16 protein-coding genes are annotated in these 15,876 nt (G+C 72.3%); 5 read left to right on the forward strand and 11 right to left on the reverse strand.

The features are described from left to right. Nucleotides 1-45: 45 nt before the first annotated feature. Entirely contained in the window at nt 46-636 is a 591-nt protein-coding gene (locus V9U70_RS19940) for a 2'-5' RNA ligase family protein (RefSeq protein WP_336677078.1), read from the forward strand. 149 nt (nt 637-785) lie between these two features. On the opposite strand, the gene V9U70_RS19945 is transcribed toward V9U70_RS19940, so the two are convergent. Further along, nucleotides 786-1,541: a decaprenylphospho-beta-D-erythro-pentofuranosid-2-ulose 2-reductase gene (locus V9U70_RS19945; protein WP_336677080.1), complete on the reverse strand. Its 756-nt coding sequence runs from the start codon at nt 1,539-1,541 to the stop codon at nt 786-788. Between the two features lie 199 nt (nt 1,542-1,740). Then, the gene (locus V9U70_RS19950) at nt 1,741-3,096 is read right to left on the reverse strand and encodes an FAD-binding oxidoreductase (protein WP_336677082.1); all 1,356 of its coding nucleotides are present in this window, start codon (nt 3,094-3,096) and stop codon (nt 1,741-1,743) included. A 171-nt stretch (nt 3,097-3,267) separates the two neighbouring features. Here V9U70_RS19950 and V9U70_RS19955 point away from each other — a divergent pair, with 171 nt between their 5' ends. Continuing rightward, on the forward strand, nt 3,268-4,293 hold the full coding sequence (locus V9U70_RS19955) for a YihY/virulence factor BrkB family protein (protein ID WP_336677083.1): 1,026 nt from the start codon (nt 3,268-3,270) through the stop codon (nt 4,291-4,293). A 79-nt stretch (nt 4,294-4,372) separates the two neighbouring features. Here the strand turns inward: V9U70_RS19955 and V9U70_RS19960 are convergent, their stop codons facing one another. Beyond that, nucleotides 4,373-5,635 carry a D-alanyl-D-alanine carboxypeptidase family protein gene (locus tag V9U70_RS19960; protein ID WP_336677085.1) on the reverse strand — a complete coding sequence of 421 codons (1,263 nt, stop codon included), beginning with the start codon at nt 5,633-5,635 and terminating at the stop codon, nt 4,373-4,375. Between the two features lie 157 nt (nt 5,636-5,792). Between V9U70_RS19960 and V9U70_RS19965 the strand changes: the two genes are divergently transcribed. From V9U70_RS19965 to V9U70_RS19975, 3 genes are all read left to right on the forward strand, one after another. Then, nucleotides 5,793-6,038: an SCO4848 family membrane protein gene (locus tag V9U70_RS19965; RefSeq protein WP_336677087.1), complete on the forward strand. Its 246-nt coding sequence runs from the start codon at nt 5,793-5,795 to the stop codon at nt 6,036-6,038. Nucleotides 6,039-6,081: 43 nt separating this feature from the next. Further along, nucleotides 6,082-7,497, forward strand: coding sequence for a metallophosphoesterase (locus tag V9U70_RS19970; RefSeq protein WP_336677519.1), 1,416 nt, complete (start codon nt 6,082-6,084; stop codon nt 7,495-7,497). Between the two features lie 280 nt (nt 7,498-7,777). Continuing rightward, nucleotides 7,778-9,331, forward strand: a complete 1,554-nt coding sequence (locus tag V9U70_RS19975; protein WP_336677089.1) for an ABC transporter substrate-binding protein — start codon at nt 7,778-7,780, stop codon at nt 9,329-9,331. 4 nt (nt 9,332-9,335) lie between these two features. Here the strand turns inward: V9U70_RS19975 and V9U70_RS19980 are convergent, their stop codons facing one another. From V9U70_RS19980 to V9U70_RS20015, 8 genes are all read right to left on the reverse strand, one after another. Next, nucleotides 9,336-10,070 carry a TetR/AcrR family transcriptional regulator gene (locus V9U70_RS19980; RefSeq protein ID WP_336677091.1) on the reverse strand — a complete coding sequence of 245 codons (735 nt, stop codon included), beginning with the start codon at nt 10,068-10,070 and terminating at the stop codon, nt 9,336-9,338. Nucleotides 10,071-10,124: 54 nt separating this feature from the next. Further along, a complete protein-coding gene (locus tag V9U70_RS19985; protein WP_336677094.1) occupies nt 10,125-10,976 on the reverse strand; it encodes a hypothetical protein in 852 nt (283 codons plus the stop codon). Between the two features lie 15 nt (nt 10,977-10,991). Next, entirely contained in the window at nt 10,992-11,597 is a 606-nt protein-coding gene (locus V9U70_RS19990; RefSeq protein ID WP_336677096.1) for a hypothetical protein, read from the reverse strand. Nucleotides 11,598-11,763: 166 nt separating this feature from the next. Then, on the reverse strand, nt 11,764-12,531 hold the full coding sequence (locus tag V9U70_RS19995; protein WP_336677098.1) for a succinate dehydrogenase iron-sulfur subunit: 768 nt from the start codon (nt 12,529-12,531) through the stop codon (nt 11,764-11,766). Continuing rightward, the gene (gene sdhA, locus V9U70_RS20000) at nt 12,531-14,285 is read right to left on the reverse strand and encodes a succinate dehydrogenase flavoprotein subunit (protein ID WP_336677100.1); all 1,755 of its coding nucleotides are present in this window, start codon (nt 14,283-14,285) and stop codon (nt 12,531-12,533) included. The genes V9U70_RS19995 and sdhA overlap by 1 nt, the downstream gene beginning before the upstream one ends. Before the next feature lie 29 nt (nt 14,286-14,314). Next, nucleotides 14,315-14,797 carry a succinate dehydrogenase hydrophobic membrane anchor subunit gene (locus V9U70_RS20005; protein WP_336677102.1) on the reverse strand — a complete coding sequence of 161 codons (483 nt, stop codon included), beginning with the start codon at nt 14,795-14,797 and terminating at the stop codon, nt 14,315-14,317. 5 nt (nt 14,798-14,802) lie between these two features. Beyond that, on the reverse strand, nt 14,803-15,183 hold the full coding sequence (sdhC, locus tag V9U70_RS20010; protein ID WP_336677104.1) for a succinate dehydrogenase, cytochrome b556 subunit: 381 nt from the start codon (nt 15,181-15,183) through the stop codon (nt 14,803-14,805). Between the two features lie 205 nt (nt 15,184-15,388). Further along, nucleotides 15,389-15,876: 2-oxo-4-hydroxy-4-carboxy-5-ureidoimidazoline decarboxylase (locus V9U70_RS20015; RefSeq protein WP_336677106.1), on the reverse strand; the 488-nt coding region annotated here is incomplete at its 5' end.

Here is a 15,876-nt window from a genome sequence, read left to right on the forward strand (position 1 = left end):
CACGGCATGACCGGAAAACGACCATCGACGATGGAGGAGAACGACGTGGGGACCGTAACGCTCGGCGTTTCGATCGCGGTCCCGGAGCCCTACGGCAGCCTGCTCCAGGAGCGCCGCGCGAGCTTCGGGGACCCTGCCGCCTTCGGCATTCCCACCCACGTCACCCTGCTCCCGCCGACCGAGGCGCAGGCGGCCGACCTCCCGGCGATCGAGACGCACCTCGGCGAGATCGCCGCGGCCGGACGGCCGTTTCCGATGCGGCTGTCCGGCACCGGCACGTTCCGGCCGCTGTCCCCGGTGGTCTTCGTCCAGGTCGTCGAGGGCGCGTCCGCCTGCTCCTGGCTCCAGAAGCGGGTCAGGGACGCCTCGGGGCCGCTGGTGCGCGAGCTCCAGTTCCCCTACCACCCGCACGTCACCGTGGCCCACGGCATCGCGGAGGAGGCCATGGACCGGGCCTTCGCGGAGCTGGCGGACTACGAGGCGGCCTGGAGCTGCGAGTCCTTCGCGCTGTACGAACAGGGCACGGACGCGGTCTGGCGCAAGATCAGGGACTTCCCGTTCGGGTCCGGAGGCGGCGCGCCCGCGGTGCCCGCCCAGAGCGGTTACACGGTCAACGCGCCGTCGCTGCGGCCCTGACCCTCCGCCGGGGGAGCGGGGCGCCGCCCGTACGCTCCCCCGACTGGCGCGCGCGTCCCCGTACACCCCGCCACGCCGTCGCCGCACCGGTCCTCCCGCCGCTGCCCGCCTGCCCGCACGCCGTGCCCGCCCCCCGCCCTCCGCCGCTCTCACAACGGCAGCCGCCGGAACAGCGGGCGGGGCACATGGCGCAGCGCCGTCATCACCATCCGGAGCGACCCGGGCGCCCACACCGTCTCCGAGCGCCTCCGCAGCCCCGTGACGATCGCCTTCGCCACGGCCTCCGGGCCGGTCGCGAGCGGCTGCTCGGGCCGCCCCGCCGTGGCGCGGGTCCGGACGAACCCGGGACGGACGACCATCACCTGCACCCCCGTGCCCTGGAGCGCGTCGCCCAGCCCCTGCGCGAACACGTCCAGGCCCGCCTTGCTCGATCCGTAGATGAAGTCGGAGCGCCGGGCGCGCTCCCCGGCCACGGACGAGAGCACCACCAGCGAGCCGTGCCCCTGCGCCTGCAACGCGCCCGCGCACACCAGCCCCGCCGAGACCGCCCCGGTGTAGTTGGTCTGGACGACCCGGACCGCCGCCATCGGCTCCTCCTCGTCGCGCGCCTGGTCGCCGAGGACGCCGAAGGCCATCAGCACCACGTCGATGTCGCCCTCCGCGAACACCTTGCCGAGAGCGGTCTCGTGCGAGGCGGGGTCCAGGGCGTCGAAGTCGACCGTGCGTGCCTCCGCCCCCCGCCCGCGCAGCTCGGCGACGGCCGCGTCCAGGGCGGCGGAGGGCCGCCCGGCCAGCCAGACGCGGCGGGTGCGCAGGGCGACCAGCCGGCGCGCGGTGGCCAGGGCGATCTCGGAGGCGCCGCCGAGGACGAGCAGGGACTGCGGGGCGCCGAAGGCATCCTTCACGGGACACTCCTGTTCAGGGGCGGGGGCACCCGGGAGACACCCGGGGCGGGGGGTTTACGTCAGCGTGTGCGGGCGGGGCTCTCGCGGGCCGGACGGCCGGGCTCCGGCCGCCCGTCAGCGGGGCGCGCGGGTGCCGGGCGCACGTCGGCCGGTTTCTGCCCGCCGGGGCGCGCTCCCCGCCTCCGCACGCCCGCGGGCGTCACAGGCAGAGCCGCCGCGACAGGTCGGAGCGGAACGCGTCCGTCGGGTCCAGCGCGGCCCGCAGCTCGCGGAACTCCGCCAGCCGCGGGTACATCGCGGAGGCCGTCTCCGGACGCATCCGGGAGTCGCTCGCCAGACAGACCCGGCCTCCGGCGGCCGCCACCTCCTCGTCGACCCCGTCCAAGAGGCGGGCGAGGCCGGGCAGGGCCGCGGGGAGGTCGAGGGCGAGCGCCCAGCCCGGCGCCGGGAACGACAACGGGCCGGGGGCCGGGGCCCCGCACCGCTGGAGCACGGCTCGCGAAGCGGCGCCCCGGCCCGCCGAGATCCGGCGCACCACCCGGTGCAGGGTCTCCTCCTGGCCGTACCCGACGCTGAACCGGTAGCGCACCAGACCGCCGGGGGGCGGGCCGGGGGAGGGGAGTGCGTCCGGCGCGTGGAAGAAGCGCGAGGCGGAGCGCAGCTCGCCGGTCCGTGCGCGGGGCGCACCGCGATAGCGGACCTCGTTGCCGAGGGCGGCGGTGGCCCGGCCGAGCGGCCCGCCGGGCATCGGCACCCGGTCGGCGGCGAGCGGCCGCCCTTGACCTGCGGTGCGCAGGGGGAACAGTGTGCGCCGGGCGTGCGCCGGGAGCATGTCAGGAAGTGCGTGCTCCCCCCGGGTGAGGATTCCGCGCCCCGTCGCCCGGCCCCGTGCCAGCAGGTCGACCCAGGCGGAGGCGTACGGCAGTCGGTCACCGCCCGCCGTGAAGCGGGCCAGCAGGTCGTCCAGGTCCCCGGCGCGCTCCGTGGTGACGGACATCAGCGAGGTGGCGACGCGCCGGAGGCGGAGCGTGGCGGACAGGACGACCCCGGTCAGCCCGAGACCTCCCGCGGTGGCGTCGAAGACGGCGGTGCCGGGCAGCACGGTGCGCACCTCGCCGTCGGCGGTGAGCAGTTCCAGGGCGCTCACGTGCCGGGTGAGGGAGCCGGCTCCGCGGTGGTTGCGGCCGTCCAGGTCGGAGGCGATGGCGCCGCCGACCGTGACCCTGCCGGTCCCCGGCACGACCGGCGGGAACCAGCCGAGCGGCGTCAGCACCCGCAGCAGCCGCTCCAGGCTCACCCCCGCCTCGCAGCGCACCGTGCCGGCGGCCGGGTCCACGCCGCCGATCCGGGCCAGGCCGGTCATGTCGAGCACCGAGCCGCCCGCGTTCTGCGCGGCGTCACCGGGGGCCCGGCCCAGTCCGCGGGCGAGGGCGCCCCGAGGCCCGCGCCCCCGGACGGCGGCCGACGCTTCCTCGTACGTACGGGGCCGAAACCGCACGGCGGTCGTCGGGGCGGTGCGGCCCCAGCCGGTCAAGGACACCGTGTCGACGGACATGGATGTGACCGTATCGTCCGGAAAAACCCCTTCGGGGCATTGGTGGACTGACTCGCCGGAACGGGTGATGGAGCGAGTGTCAGCGCAGCGTGACGGCGATCTGCCGGGCGGCTCCGCGAGAGTCCGGGGCGGGCCGCTGGTGTTCCGGGCCCAGGAGGGTAGGCGTACGTCATGGACTGGCTCAAAAAACTCCCGGTCATCGGTCCCCTGGTCGCCCGGTTGACGGAGACGCACGCATGGCGTTCCTACGAGACGCTGGAGCGGGTCCACTGGGACAGGCTCGCCGCGGCGATCACCTTCATCAGCTTCCTCGCCCTCTTCCCGCTGATCGCGGTCGGCGCTGCCGCCGCCGCCGCGCTGCTGTCCGACGAGCAGCTCGACACCATCAAGGACAAGCTCGCCGACCAGGTGCCCGGCATCTCCGACCAGCTCGGCATCGACGGGCTGGTCGCCAACGCCGGGGCCGTCGGGCTGGTGGCCGGTGCGCTGCTGCTCTTCACCGGCATCCGGTGGATCGGATCGATGCGTGAATGTCTGCGCGCGGTCTGGGAGTTGGACGATGTCCAGGAGGCCAACCCGGTCGTCCTCAAGCTCAAGGACGCCGTGCTGCTGGTCGGTCTCGGCGGCGCGGCGCTCGCCACGCTGGCCGTCTCCACCGTCGGATCGACGGCCGTCGGGTGGACCGCCGATCTGCTCGGCATCCCCGAGGACGGAGCGGGCGGCGTCCTGCTGCGGGTCGCCGCGCTGGTGGTCGCGGTCGCCGCGGACTTCCTGCTGCTGCTCTACCTGCTGTCGCTGCTGCCCGGCGTGGAGCCGCCCCGGCGGCGGCTGGTGGTCGCGGCGCTGCTCGGCTCGGTCGGTTTCGAACTGCTCAAGCTGCTGCTCGGCAGCTATATGAAGGGCGTCGCGGGCAAGAGCATGTACGGCGCGTTCGGCGTGCCGATCGCCCTGCTCCTGTGGATCAACTTCACCGCGAAACTGCTGTTGTTCTGCGCCGCCTGGACGGCGACCCGCGACAAGGGCGAGGACGTCCTGGAGGAGAGCGCCGCAGAGGAGAAGGCCACGGGGGAGAGCAGCCCGGAGGGGGGCGCCGCGACGAGGAGCGTCCCCGAGGAGAGCGCGCCCCGGGCGGCCGGCCCCGAAGCGGCCGCCCGGACGGGCGGCCGGGGGCCGGGCGGCTCGACCCGGGCCGGATGAGCGCGGCGGGCGTCGCGACGGCCGCGGGCCGGGCGGCGCGGCGGGCCGCCCGGCGGCGGAGGCGGCCCGCCCGGCGGGATCAGCGGCGGGGCAGGTGCAGCGGCCAACGCCGGTTGACCAGGAAGACTCCGGCGGCCAGCACCGCCAACGCCCCGCCGATGACCGCCAGAGCGGTCCCGACGCCGCTGGAGCCACCGGCCGCCGAGGCGTGTGCGGTGTCCGCCGGGCCGCCGGAGCCCTGGTCCGCCCCCGCGGCCGGCTGTGCGCCCTTCCCGCCGCTCGTGGGACCGGCGCTGGGAGCGGTGCCGGTGTCCACGGACTTCGGCGGCACCAGCTCGCCCACCGGGGTCACCTTGCCACTCGCGGCGAAGCCCCAGTCCAGGAGGTGGGCGGCCTCCTTGTAGACGGCGTGGCTCTCCTCCGCCGACGGGTTCATGACCGTGACCAGCAGCACCGTGCCGTCGCGTTCCGCGACTCCGGTGAAGGTGTTGCCCGCGTGCGTGGTGTAGCCGTTCTTGACGCCCGCGATGCCCTGGTACGGGTCCACGCCGAGGCCCCCGGTGAGCAGCCGGTTGGTGTTCTGGATCTCGAAGTTCTCGCGCTTCTTCCCCGTCTTCTGCTCGCCCGGGAAGTCGGCGGAGGCCGTCGCCGCGTACTCGCGGAAGTCCTTCTTCTGGAGCCCGCTGCGGGCGATCAGGGTCAGGTCGTAGGCGCTGGAGACCTGGCCCGGCGCGTCGTAACCGTCCGGCGAGACCACCCGGGTGTCCAGCGCCTGGAGCTCCTCGGCGTGCTTCTGCATCGCGGCCACCGTCCGCGGCATGCCGCCGTACATCTGGGCCAGGACGTGCACCGCGTCGTTGCCCGAGCGGAGGAAGACGCCGAGCCACAGGTCGTGGACCGTGTAGGTGTGGTCCTCCTTGACCCCGACCAGGCTGCTGCCCTCGCCGATCGCCGCCAGATCGCTGTCCTTCACCGTGTACGTCGAGGTGGTGGGCCGGAGAGCCGGAAGCAGCGTGTCGGCGAACAGCATCTTCATGGTGGAGGCGGGCGGCAGCCGCCAGTGCGCGTTGTGCGCCGCCAGGACCTCGCCGCTCTCCGCGTTCGCCACGATCCACGACCGGCCGGTCAGCTCCTTGGGCAGCACCGGCGCTCCCGGCCCCAGGGCCACCTGGGTGCCGGCCCGGGCGAGACGCTCCCCGCCGAGGCTCGACATCGTGGCAGGCGGCTTGGGCTGTCTGTCGTCGCTCTTGTCCTTGTCGGCCGCCGAGGCGGGGCTGAGCACCAGACCGGGCAGCAAAGCGGCGGAGGCGACCGTCAGAGCGATCTTTTTCAGAGCAGGCACGGTCGGAAACGTACAGGGCGCCGATACGGATGGGGACCCGGAACGGCTGACCCGCCGCAGAGATCGCCGGGACAGCCCTCCCGGGAGGGCCCCGCGCTCCCTGCCGCGGACCCGCCCCCGCGCGAGGGGGACGGACGGCGGCGGCGATACTGGACCCATGAAGCTCAGCCGCCCCGTCTCCTGGTTCCTGCTCGCGTTCGGGGTGTGGAGCTGGTTCATCTGGATCACTTTCGTCAAGAACCTGTGGCAGGACGGCAGCGGGCTCGCCTTCGACGACGCGGGCGAACCGACCGGGTACTTCTGGGTGCACCTGCTGCTCGCCATCACGTCCTTTCTTCTGGGGACGGCGGTCGGCGCGATCGGGTTGCGCGGGGTCCGGGCTTTGCGCGACCAGCGCACCTGACGGCAGGCCTGAAGAGAAGAAGTAGGGAAAGCGGATGACAGCAGTGGTCTTCGTCCTGGTGGCGCTCGTGGTGCTGGCGTTGCTCGCCACCGTGCACCGGTACGTGTGGCGGCGCTTCGTCGGTGACACGACGGCGCCGGGCAGCCCGCTGCGCCGGGCGGGCACCGTCGCCGCCTTCGTGCTCCCCCTGCTGAGCGTCGGCGCCATGACCTCCGGCCGGATGGGCGCGCCCTTCTGGCTCCAGCAGGTGTTCGCCTGGCCGGGGTTCCTGTGGCTGGCCGCCCTGCTCTACCTGACGCTGGCGCTGCTCGTGGGCGAAGTCGTCAGGCCGGTGCTTCTGCGGGTCCTCGCCCGGCGGGACGAGGCGGCCCCGCAGGCCGCCCCGGCGGCGTCGGCGGCCGCGGGCGGAGCAGCTGCCGGAACCCTCGCCGGGGCCCCGGGCGCGGCCGGCCCCCGTAGCGGAGAGCCGGCGCGCTCCGGCTCCGGGACGGCCCCGGCCGCCCCGGAGACGTCGGCACGCACCGCGACGGAGACCGTGGCGACACGCGAACCGGAAGCGGAAGCGGAACCGGAAGCGGAATCCATGGCGCCGCCGGCCGCCGAAGCCGCGGCCCCCGCGCCCACCGACCCCGGCCCGTCCCGGCGGCTCTTCGTCTCCCGGGTCGTCGGCGGCGCCGCGGCCGCCGCCGGGCTCGCCACCGTCGGGTACGGGGCCTACGGCGTGCTGCGCGGGCCGAGCGTCCGGCGGATCACCGTGCCGCTGGCCAAACTGCCCCGCGCGGCCCACGGCTTCCGGATCGCCGTGGTCAGCGACATCCACATCGGCCCGATCCTCGGCCGCGCCCACACCCGTCGCATCGTCGACACGATCAACGCGACCTCGCCCGACCTCGTCGCCGTCGTCGGCGACCTCGTCGACGGGTCCGTCGCGGACCTGGGCTCCGCCGCCGAACCGCTGTCCGCCCTGCGCTCACGGCACGGCAGCTTCTTCGTCACCGGCAACCACGAGTACTTCTCCGGTGCGGGCGAGTGGGTCGACCACGTCCGCGAACTGGGTCTGCACCCGCTGGAGAACGCCCGGGTCGAGATCGAGGGCTTCGACCTGGCCGGGGTCAACGACGTGGCGGGGGAGTCCGAGGGCCAGGGCCCGGACTTCGCCCGCGCGCTCGGCGACCGGGACCGCGGCCGCGCCGCCGTCCTCCTCGCCCACCAGCCCGTCGTGATCCACGACGCCGTCGAGCACGGCGTCGACCTCCAGCTCTCCGGCCACACCCACGGCGGCCAGCTCTGGCCCGGGAACTTCCTCGCCGAACTGGCCAACCCCACCGTCGCCGGGCTCGAACGCTACGGCGACACCCAGCTCTTCGTCTCCCGCGGCGCGGGCGCCTGGGGGCCGCCGGTCCGGGTCGGCGCCCCGTCCGACGTCACCGTCGTGGAACTGGCCTCGCGTCAGGCGTAGAACCGGCCCTGCACGTTGCGTGTGCGATCACCCGGCGACCGGCGGCCCCCATCATGAAATCCACACCGAAGAGTCACCCTCAGCTACGAGAAACCGCAGGTGGGGGCGGGGAAACGGCCTTTTCGGACAGGGTGTGCCACGGCTGTCCAACAAAAGGCTGTGAGAGCCCCATTTACTCTTCCAGATGTGAAAATCGTGTGATTGGGTAAGCGCGAACATGCGGCAATGTGCGCGTCTTGGCACAACTGCCGAGGTGGGGCTGGTAAGGGAGAGCACGGCAATGCGGTCGGTCCGGGTACGGATTCTCGCGATTCTCGCGGTAGTGGTCATCGCAGGCGTCGGCGCCTGGCAACTCCTCCCCTCAGGGGAGGCGAACTCCGACGCGGTCACCGTCGGGACGTCGGATTCGGTGACCTCGCTCGACCCGGCCGGCGCGTACGACGCGGGCTCCTGGGCCATCTACAGCAACCTCTACCAGTCGCTGATGACCTTCAAGGCCGGGGCCGTCACACCGGAGCCGGACGCCGCCGAGAGCTGCGGGTTCGTCGGGCAGAAGCTCCAGACGTACCAGTGCAAGCTCCGCGACGACCTGACGTTCTCCAACGGCAGGAAGATCACCGCTGAGGACGTCACGTACTCCTTCAAGCGGATGCTGCGGATCAAGGCGGACGTCGGCCCGGCCGGACTGTTCCCGACCCTCGACACCGTGGTGTCCGAGGGCCGCACCATCACCTTCAACCTGTCCGGGAAGGACGCGACCTTCCCGCAGAAGATCGCGACCGGCGCCGGGTCGATCGTCGACTCGACGAAGTACCCGGAGGACAAGCTCCGCACCGGCAACCAGGTCGACGGCTCCGGCCCCTACGTGCTGAAGTCGTACGAGGCGGGCGCGCGCGCCGAGCTGGTGCCCAACCTGAAGTACAAGGGCGCCCTCAAGAAGACCGGCGGAGCCGTCGACATCCGCTACTACAAGGGCTCGGAGGAGCTCCTGTCCGGCTGGAACAACGGCGAGGTCGAGGTGACCCACCGCCAGCTCCCGCCGGCCCGGCTCGCCGAGCTGTACGCGGGCGATCCGGAGCTGCGGGTCACCGAGGCGGACAGCGCCGAGATCCGCAACATCATCTTCAACGTCCGCGACGACTCGCCGTTCGCCGACAAGAAGGTCCGTCAGGCCGTCGCCTCGGTCATCGACCGCGGCCCGCTGGTCCGGGACGTCTACAAGAGCACCGTCGAACCGCTCTACTCGCTGGTCCCGCAGGGCTACATCGGGCACAGCACTCCCTTCTTCGACCTCTACCCGTCGGCCGACCCGAAGCGGGCGGAGCGACTGCTCGAAGAGGCGGGCGTGGAGACGCCGGTCGCCGTCGAGTTCGCCTACCGCGCCGACGACGCCTACACCGCGGAGACCGCGGAGATCCGCCGTCAGCTGGAGAAGGACGGCCTCTTCAAGGTCTCCGTGAAGGCCGTCGAGTGGACGCAGTACCAGAAGGGCTACGCGGCCGGGGAGTACGACATGTACACCGTCGGCTGGCTCCCCGACTTCCCGGACCCCGACACCTTCACCCAGCCGCTCGTCGGCACCGGCAACGTCCTGCACAGCGCGTACTCCAGCAAGCAGATGGACAAGCTGATCGCCGCCACGCAGCAGTTCAGCGACCGCAGCCGCACCGCGAACGACTTCAAGGCCGTGCAGTCGCTGGTCGGCGAGGACGTCCCGCTGCTGCCGCTGTGGCAGAAGAAGGACTACGTCGTCGCGACGGCGGACGTCTCCGGCTCCCAGTACCTCTCCGACGGCACCGGGATCTGGCGCCTGTGGGAGCTGGGCCGCATCTGACCGGTCAGCCGGCCGGCCGGGGCGGGGCCCCGGCCGCCGCGCCCGGCAGGAACTCCACCAGCAGCGCGTGCACCTGACGCACGAGCGGACGCAGCACCCGGAACCGGGAGAGCGCGATCGCCCGCGCGGCGATCGGCGCGACGCGTTCGACGAGCCGGCGGCTCTTCTCGGCGCCCTCCGTGCGGTCGTACACCCAGAAGAGCACCAGCCCCATCTGCATCAGCCACATCACCTGCGGAAGCAGCGGCGCCAGCGCGGGGTCGCCGGTGACGTCCGCCCCGGCGACGCAGCGCTCGTGGATGGAGATCGCCGCCTCGCGCGCGGCGGCCGAGTCCTCGGAGAACGGGGAGAGCGGGCTCTGCGGGTCGGCCGCGTTCTTGAAGAACTGGGCGGCGAACCGGTGGTAGGGCTCCGCCACGTCCAGCCAGCCGAGCAGCACTCCCCTGATGCGTACGGCCAGGTCCCCGTCGCCCTCCAGGACGGGCCGGACCGCCGCGGCGTGTTCGGCGGCGATCCGGTCGTAGAAGCCCTGGACCAGGTGTTCCTTGGAGGAGAAGTAGTAGTAGGCGTTGCCGACCGAGACGCCCGCCTCCTGGGCGATGGCCCGCATGGTCGTGCGGTCGTAGCCGCGCTCGGCGAAGAGCCGGAGCGCTGTTTCGAGGATCAGCGTGCGGGTCTGCTCGCTCTTCGCGGCCCTCGCCGGCCTGTTCTCCTGCACGTTCTTCTCTTCCTTGGCCACGGCCCCAGATTAGCCGGGCCCTCCGGGGCCCCGGGCGGCACCGCGCACCGACCGCTACCGCAACGCCGGCTCCTCCTCCGGCGGCCCGGGAAGCCCCGGCGGCCCGGTCAGCGCGTCCGCGATCTCCGCGCGCAGCGCCGCGCCGCGCAGGGACGGCCACTGCGCCGCCACCACGGCCCATCCCGCGGCCGCGCTGTCCACCGCCGCCCCGAACTTCCGCTCGACCCGCCCGCGGGCGAGAGCCAGCGCCACCGCCACGACCGGCCGCAGCAGCCACCGCCCGCGCACGCTCAGGACGACGGACACCCGCCAGCAGCCGTCCTCAGCCGGGCGCGGAACGACGGTGAGGCGGGCCTTGCCGAGCCGGTGCGCCGCCCGCCCGACGACGGGCGCCCGGCCTGCCGGGAGGGGCCGTTCCACCGCCGCCCACCAGGCGCGCAGGTCGGCCCCGACGCGGCCCGAGAAGCGGTACAGCGAACCGCCCCCGGGGTTGTGCCCGTCGAGGGTCACGTCCAGCGCCCTGGGCCCGCGGGGCTCGCGCAGCCGCACCCTGACCCGCACGGACACGCCCTCCTCCGCCATGAAGTTCTCCACCTCGACGGCGCGGGAGGGCCGCCACTCGCGCAGGACGGTCCACTCCGTCGGCTCCGGGGCGCCTGCCGCCCCGTCCGCCGGGCCCTCCTCGTCAGGCCCCTGCTCGTCGGGACGCTCCCCGTAGCGCGCCCCCGGCTCCAGGTGGCGACCCTTCAGCAGCCGCAGGCCGTGGACCGGGCGCCCGTCGGGCAGCAGGATCGCGCCGCCCCGCTCACGGGAGGCGTCGAAGAGGTCCACCAGCGCCCCGGCGGCCTCCTCGAACCGGTCGCGGTCCACAGCCGCCACCGTGACGGTGTGCTCGAAGCGCGCCACAACGGGCCCCGCGGCTCAGACGCTCATCGAGCGGGCCGTGTTCAGCAGGCCCATCACGGCGGGGAAGGTGTGCGGGTCCACGGCCGGGATCATCGTGGAGTGATGCCGACCGCCGCTGGTGACCGTGACCTGGACGAAGCCGGTCGTCCGCTTCTCCTTCATCAGCAGGAACAGCAGGCCGATCAGACAGAACAGGGCGAAGACGATCGCCAGCACGATCGCGTGCGCGGGGATCTTCTCCTCCGTGCGCGACATGTCCGTCGCCGTCCAGACCGCCCCCTTGAGCGGCATGGGCCCGGACGGGGTGACGATCGCGTCGTTCATGACGGTGATGTCGCCGATCGACAGCACCGGCACGCCGCCCTGGCCCGGCACGTCCTGCGGCACGGGTAGGTACTGACCGGGCAGCGTCCCAGGGGCCGCGTGAGGGCTCGGGTATCCGTAGGCCGGGCCGGGCTGGGACGCGGACTCGGGCAGCGGCTGCGGATAGCCGTACGCCGGGGTGGCGCCGGGGGCCGGGAAGCCGTGTCCCCGGCCGTCCGCGACGGTCGGCGGGTGACCGGGCTGCTGGGGCGGGCCCCACGTGTACGCGTCGTCCGCGTACGGATTCGGCTCGCTCACGAGGTCCCCGTTCTCCTGCTCCGGTCTTCGGCTCCGCTGAACCGTACCGCCCGCGCCCGGTCCCGCACAGCCCCGGGGCCGGTACGCGGACGGGCCCCGCCCCCCCCCGCAGCGCACGAGCTGCGGGGGACGGGGCCCGTCGACGTACGGGGCGGACCCGCAGAGGTCAGAAGCGACGCGTGATGAGCGCGCGCTTCACCTCCTGGATCGCCTTGGTGACCTCGATGCCACGCGGGCAGGCGTCCGTGCAGTTGAACGTGGTGCGGCAGCGCCACACGCCGTCACGGTCGTTGAGGATCTCCAGCCGCTGCTCGCCGGCGTCGTCGCGCGAGTCGAAGATGAAGCGGTGCGCGTTGACGATCGCCGCCGGGCCGAAGTACTGGCCGTCGTTCCAGAAGACCGGGCACGAGGACGTGCACGCGGCGCACAGGATGCACTTGGTGGTGTCGTCGAAGCGCTCGCGGTCCTCGGCGGACTGAAGACGCTCGCGGGTCGGCTCGTTCCCCTTGGCGACGAGGAACGGCATGACGTCGCGGTACGCCTGGAAGAACGGGTCCATGTCGACCACGAGGTCCTTGAGGACCGTGAGGCCCTTGATGGCCTCCACCATGATCGGCTTCTCCGGGTTGATGTCCTTGATCAGCGTCTTGCAGGCGAGCCTGTTCTTGCCGTTGATCCGCATCGCGTCGGAGCCGCAGATGCCGTGCGCACAGGAACGGCGGAACGTCAGCGTCCCGTCCAGCTCCCACTTGATCTTGTGAAGGGCGTCGAGGACTCGCTCCTTCGGGTCGATCTCGATCTGGAAGTCCTGCCACTGGGCCTCGTCGGAGATCTCCGGGTTGAAGCGGCGAATCCGGAACGTGGCCGTGATGAAGGGCGAGTCGGCGAAACCGGCCTCGGCCTTGTCGGTCTTGTCCAGGGTCGGGGTAGCCATCAGTACTTACGCTCCATCGGCTGGTAGCGGGTCGTCACGACCGGCTTGTAGTCGAGCCGGATCGACTCGGCGCCGTCGGCGGCCACCTCGCGGTACGCCATGGTGTGGCGCATGAAGTTGACGTCGTCGCGGTTCGGGAAGTCCTCGCGGTAGTGACCGCCGCGGGACTCCTTGCGGGCGAGCGCGGAGACCGCCATGACCTCGGCCAGGTCGAGCAGGTTGCCCAGCTCGATGGCCTCCAGCAGGTCGGTGTTGAACCGCTTGCCCTTGTCCTGGATGGACACGTTGAGGTACCGCTCGCGCAGCTCGGCGATCTTGTCGACCGCCGTCTTGATCGTCTGCTCGGTGCGGAACACCATCACGTTGGCGTCCATGCACTCCTGGAGCTCCGTGCGCAGCGTGGAGACGCGCTCGGTGCCGGTGGAGTTGCGCAGTCGCTCGACCTGGTCTGCGACGAGCTGGGCCGGGTTCTCCGGGAGGTCGACGTAGTCGTTCTTCGCCGCGTACTCGGCGGCGGCGATGCCCGACCGCTTGCCGAAGACGTTGATGTCGAGCAGCGAGTTGGTGCCCAGGCGGTTGGCCCCGTGCACCGAGACGCAGGCGACCTCGCCGGCGGCGTACAGGCCCGGCACGACGGTGGTGTTGTCGGCCAGCACCTCGCCCTCGACGTTGGTCGGGATGCCGCCCATGGCGTAGTGCGCGGTCGGCTGGATCGGGATCGGGTCCGTGTAGGGCTCGATGCCGAGGTAGGTCCGCGCGAACTCGGTGATGTCCGGCAGCTTGGCGTCCAGCTGCTCCGGCGGCAGGTGGGTGAGGTCGAGGTAGACGTGGTCGCCGGCGGGACCGCAGCCGCGGCCCTCGCGGATCTCGGTGTAGATGGACCGGGAGACGACGTCACGGGAGGCGAGGTCCTTCATGACCGGCGCGTACTTCTCCATGAAGCGCTCGCCGTCCTTGTTGCGGAGGATGCCGCCCTCACCGCGGGCGCCCTCCGTCAGCAGGATGCCCATGCGCCAGATGCCCGTCGGGTGGAACTGGAAGAACTCCATGTCCTCCAGCGGCAGGCCGCGCCGGTAGCAGGCGGCCTGTCCGTCACCGGTCAGGGTGTGCGCGTTGGAGGTCACCTTGAAGAACTTGCCGGTGCCGCCGGAGGCGTAGATGACCGACTTCGCCTGGAAGACGTGGATCTCGCCGGTCGCCAGCTCGAACGCGACGACGCCGGCGGACTTCTTGACCCCGTCGACCTCGGTGATCAGCTGGTCCAGGACGTAGAACTCGTTGAAGAACTCCACGCCCTCCTTGACGCAGTTCTGGTACAGCGTCTGGAGGATCATGTGACCGGTGCGGTCCGCGGCGTAGCAGGACCGGCGCACCGGGGCCTCGCCGTGGCTGCGGGTGTGACCGCCGAAGCGGCGCTGGTCGATGCGGCCCTCGGGCGTCCGGTTGAACGGCAGGCCCATCTTCTCCAGGTCGAGGACGGCGTCGATGGCCTCCTTCGCCAGGATCTCGGCGGCGTCCTGGTCGACCAGGTAGTCGCCGCCCTTGACCGTGTCGAAGGTGTGCCACTCCCAGTTGTCCTCCTCCACGTTGGCGAGCGCGGCGGCCATGCCGCCCTGCGCCGCACCGGTGTGGGATCGGGTGGGGTAGAGCTTCGTCAGCACGGCGGTGCGGCTGCGCTTGGTCGACTCGATGGCCGCGCGCATGCCGGCGCCGCCTGCGCCGACGATGACGGTGTCGTACTTGTGGATCTGCATGGTTTCCTCTGGTCCCTCTGTCCCGGCGCCTAGCGGATGTTCGGGTCGAAGGTGAAGATCACCAGCGTGCCCAGCAGGACGGTGAACACCGTGGCGGTGTACAGGAGCATCTTCAGCCAGAAGCGGGTGTTGTCCCGTTCGGCGTAGTCGTTGATGACCGTACGGAGGCCGTTGGCGCCGTGGAGCATGGCGAGCCACAGCATCGTCAGGTCCCAGACCTGCCAGAACGGCGAGGCCCAGCGGCCCGCCACGAAGGCGAAGCCGATCTTGGAGACGCCGCCGTCGAGCACCAGCTGGATCAGCAGGTGGCCGATGACGAGGACGACCAGGACGATGCCCGACAGGCGCATGAAGAGCCAGGCGTACATCTCGAAGTTGGTGCGCGATCCCTTGGGCGTCTTGCCCGTGCGCTTGCGCGGGGGCTCGATCACCGGGGCGGGATGGTCGACGTCGTAGAGGCTCACGCCCTCGACGTCGCCGATCGCGGCTGCGGAAGAAGTCTCGCTGGACATGGGCCTCAGCTCCCGAAGACGTCGCGTACGGCGTGACCGAGGAGGGGGTACAGGGCCCCGACCATCAGCACGGTCCAGATGCCCACCACGGTCCAGAGCATCTGCTTCTGGAGTCGCGGGCCCTTGGCCCAGAAGTCCACGGCGATGATCCGCAGACCGTTCAGCGCGTGGAAGAGAACAGCGGCCACGAGGCCGTATTCGAGGAGGGCGACGATCGGCGTCTTGTACGTGGCCACGACCTCGTCGTAGGCCTCGGGGGAGACGCGGACGAGTGCGGTGTCCAGGACATGTACGAACAGGAAGAAGAAAATGAGGACACCGGTGACTCGATGAGCCACCCAGGACCACATGCCTTCCCGGCCGCGGTACAGCGTTCCAGCCGGCACGGAAGAACCCTCCGGGAGCGGGGATGGGGGTCGGCCGGCTTGACTGTCGGTCTGACCCGGCCGGGTACGGTCCACCGGCCCCGGCCATCGTAGCGACGCATGGTCGGTTCGTTCACGCCGGGGCCGGTGGTGTGATCAAAGCGGCAACCAAACAGGCACGTACGGGCTAGAGCGGGGCCTTCCGGTCACCCGCCGGAGCCGGCTGTCACCAGGGCTCCGCGGCCACCAGCTCCATGATCCGGCTCCGGGCGAGTCGCCGCAGCTCCTCCGCGGTCACCGCCCGCTCCTCGTCCGGATCATGGGTGAGGCGGACCCGGATGCCGGCCAGCACCTGGTCCACGTGCTGGGCGGGCTGGAAGGCGTCCAGGCAGATCACGAAGGAGTGGCCGAACCTGCTCTCGTACGCCGCGTGCGCGGCCCGCAGCGCGAGATGGGCCGCCCGGGGCGCGTCGTGGTGGAGGCAGGGGGCCGGCTCCGCGGCCAGCGCCTCCGCGATGTCCGAGGGGGCCAGGTCGTATCCCGCCTCGTCGGAGGCGGCCCATAGGGCCCCCAGATCCGGGTAGGGGCGGTGCGCGGCCATCCGGTGGGCCCAGCGGCGGCTGCCGCAGCACTCCAGGAAGGCCGCCTCCGCGACGAGGAAGGGGAGCCCGTTGAGCCGGGCGAGCCCGGCGTGCCCGGCCGGCGCCGAGCCGG

The sequence above is a fragment of the Streptomyces pratensis genome (assembly GCF_037137275.1).
GTDB classification, from domain to species: domain Bacteria; phylum Actinomycetota; class Actinomycetes; order Streptomycetales; family Streptomycetaceae; genus Streptomyces; species Streptomyces pratensis_B.

What these genes read in the sequence shown, in the direction of transcription:
- V9U70_RS19950 (WP_336677082.1), bottom strand. Translation starts at nt 3,096, where the DNA reads ATGTCCGTCGACACGGTGTCCTTGACCGGCTGGGGCCGCACCGCCCCG.
- V9U70_RS19955 (WP_336677083.1), top strand. Translation starts at nt 3,268, where the DNA reads ATGGACTGGCTCAAAAAACTCCCGGTCATCGGTCCCCTGGTCGCCCGG.
- V9U70_RS19965 (WP_336677087.1), top strand. Translation starts at nt 5,793, where the DNA reads ATGAAGCTCAGCCGCCCCGTCTCCTGGTTCCTGCTCGCGTTCGGGGTG.
- V9U70_RS19975 (WP_336677089.1), top strand. Translation starts at nt 7,778, where the DNA reads ATGCGGTCGGTCCGGGTACGGATTCTCGCGATTCTCGCGGTAGTGGTC.
- V9U70_RS19995 (WP_336677098.1), bottom strand. Translation starts at nt 12,531, where the DNA reads ATGGCTACCCCGACCCTGGACAAGACCGACAAGGCCGAGGCCGGTTTC.
- sdhA (WP_336677100.1), bottom strand. Translation starts at nt 14,285, where the DNA reads ATGCAGATCCACAAGTACGACACCGTCATCGTCGGCGCAGGCGGCGCC.
- V9U70_RS20005 (WP_336677102.1), bottom strand. Translation starts at nt 14,797, where the DNA reads ATGTCCAGCGAGACTTCTTCCGCAGCCGCGATCGGCGACGTCGAGGGC.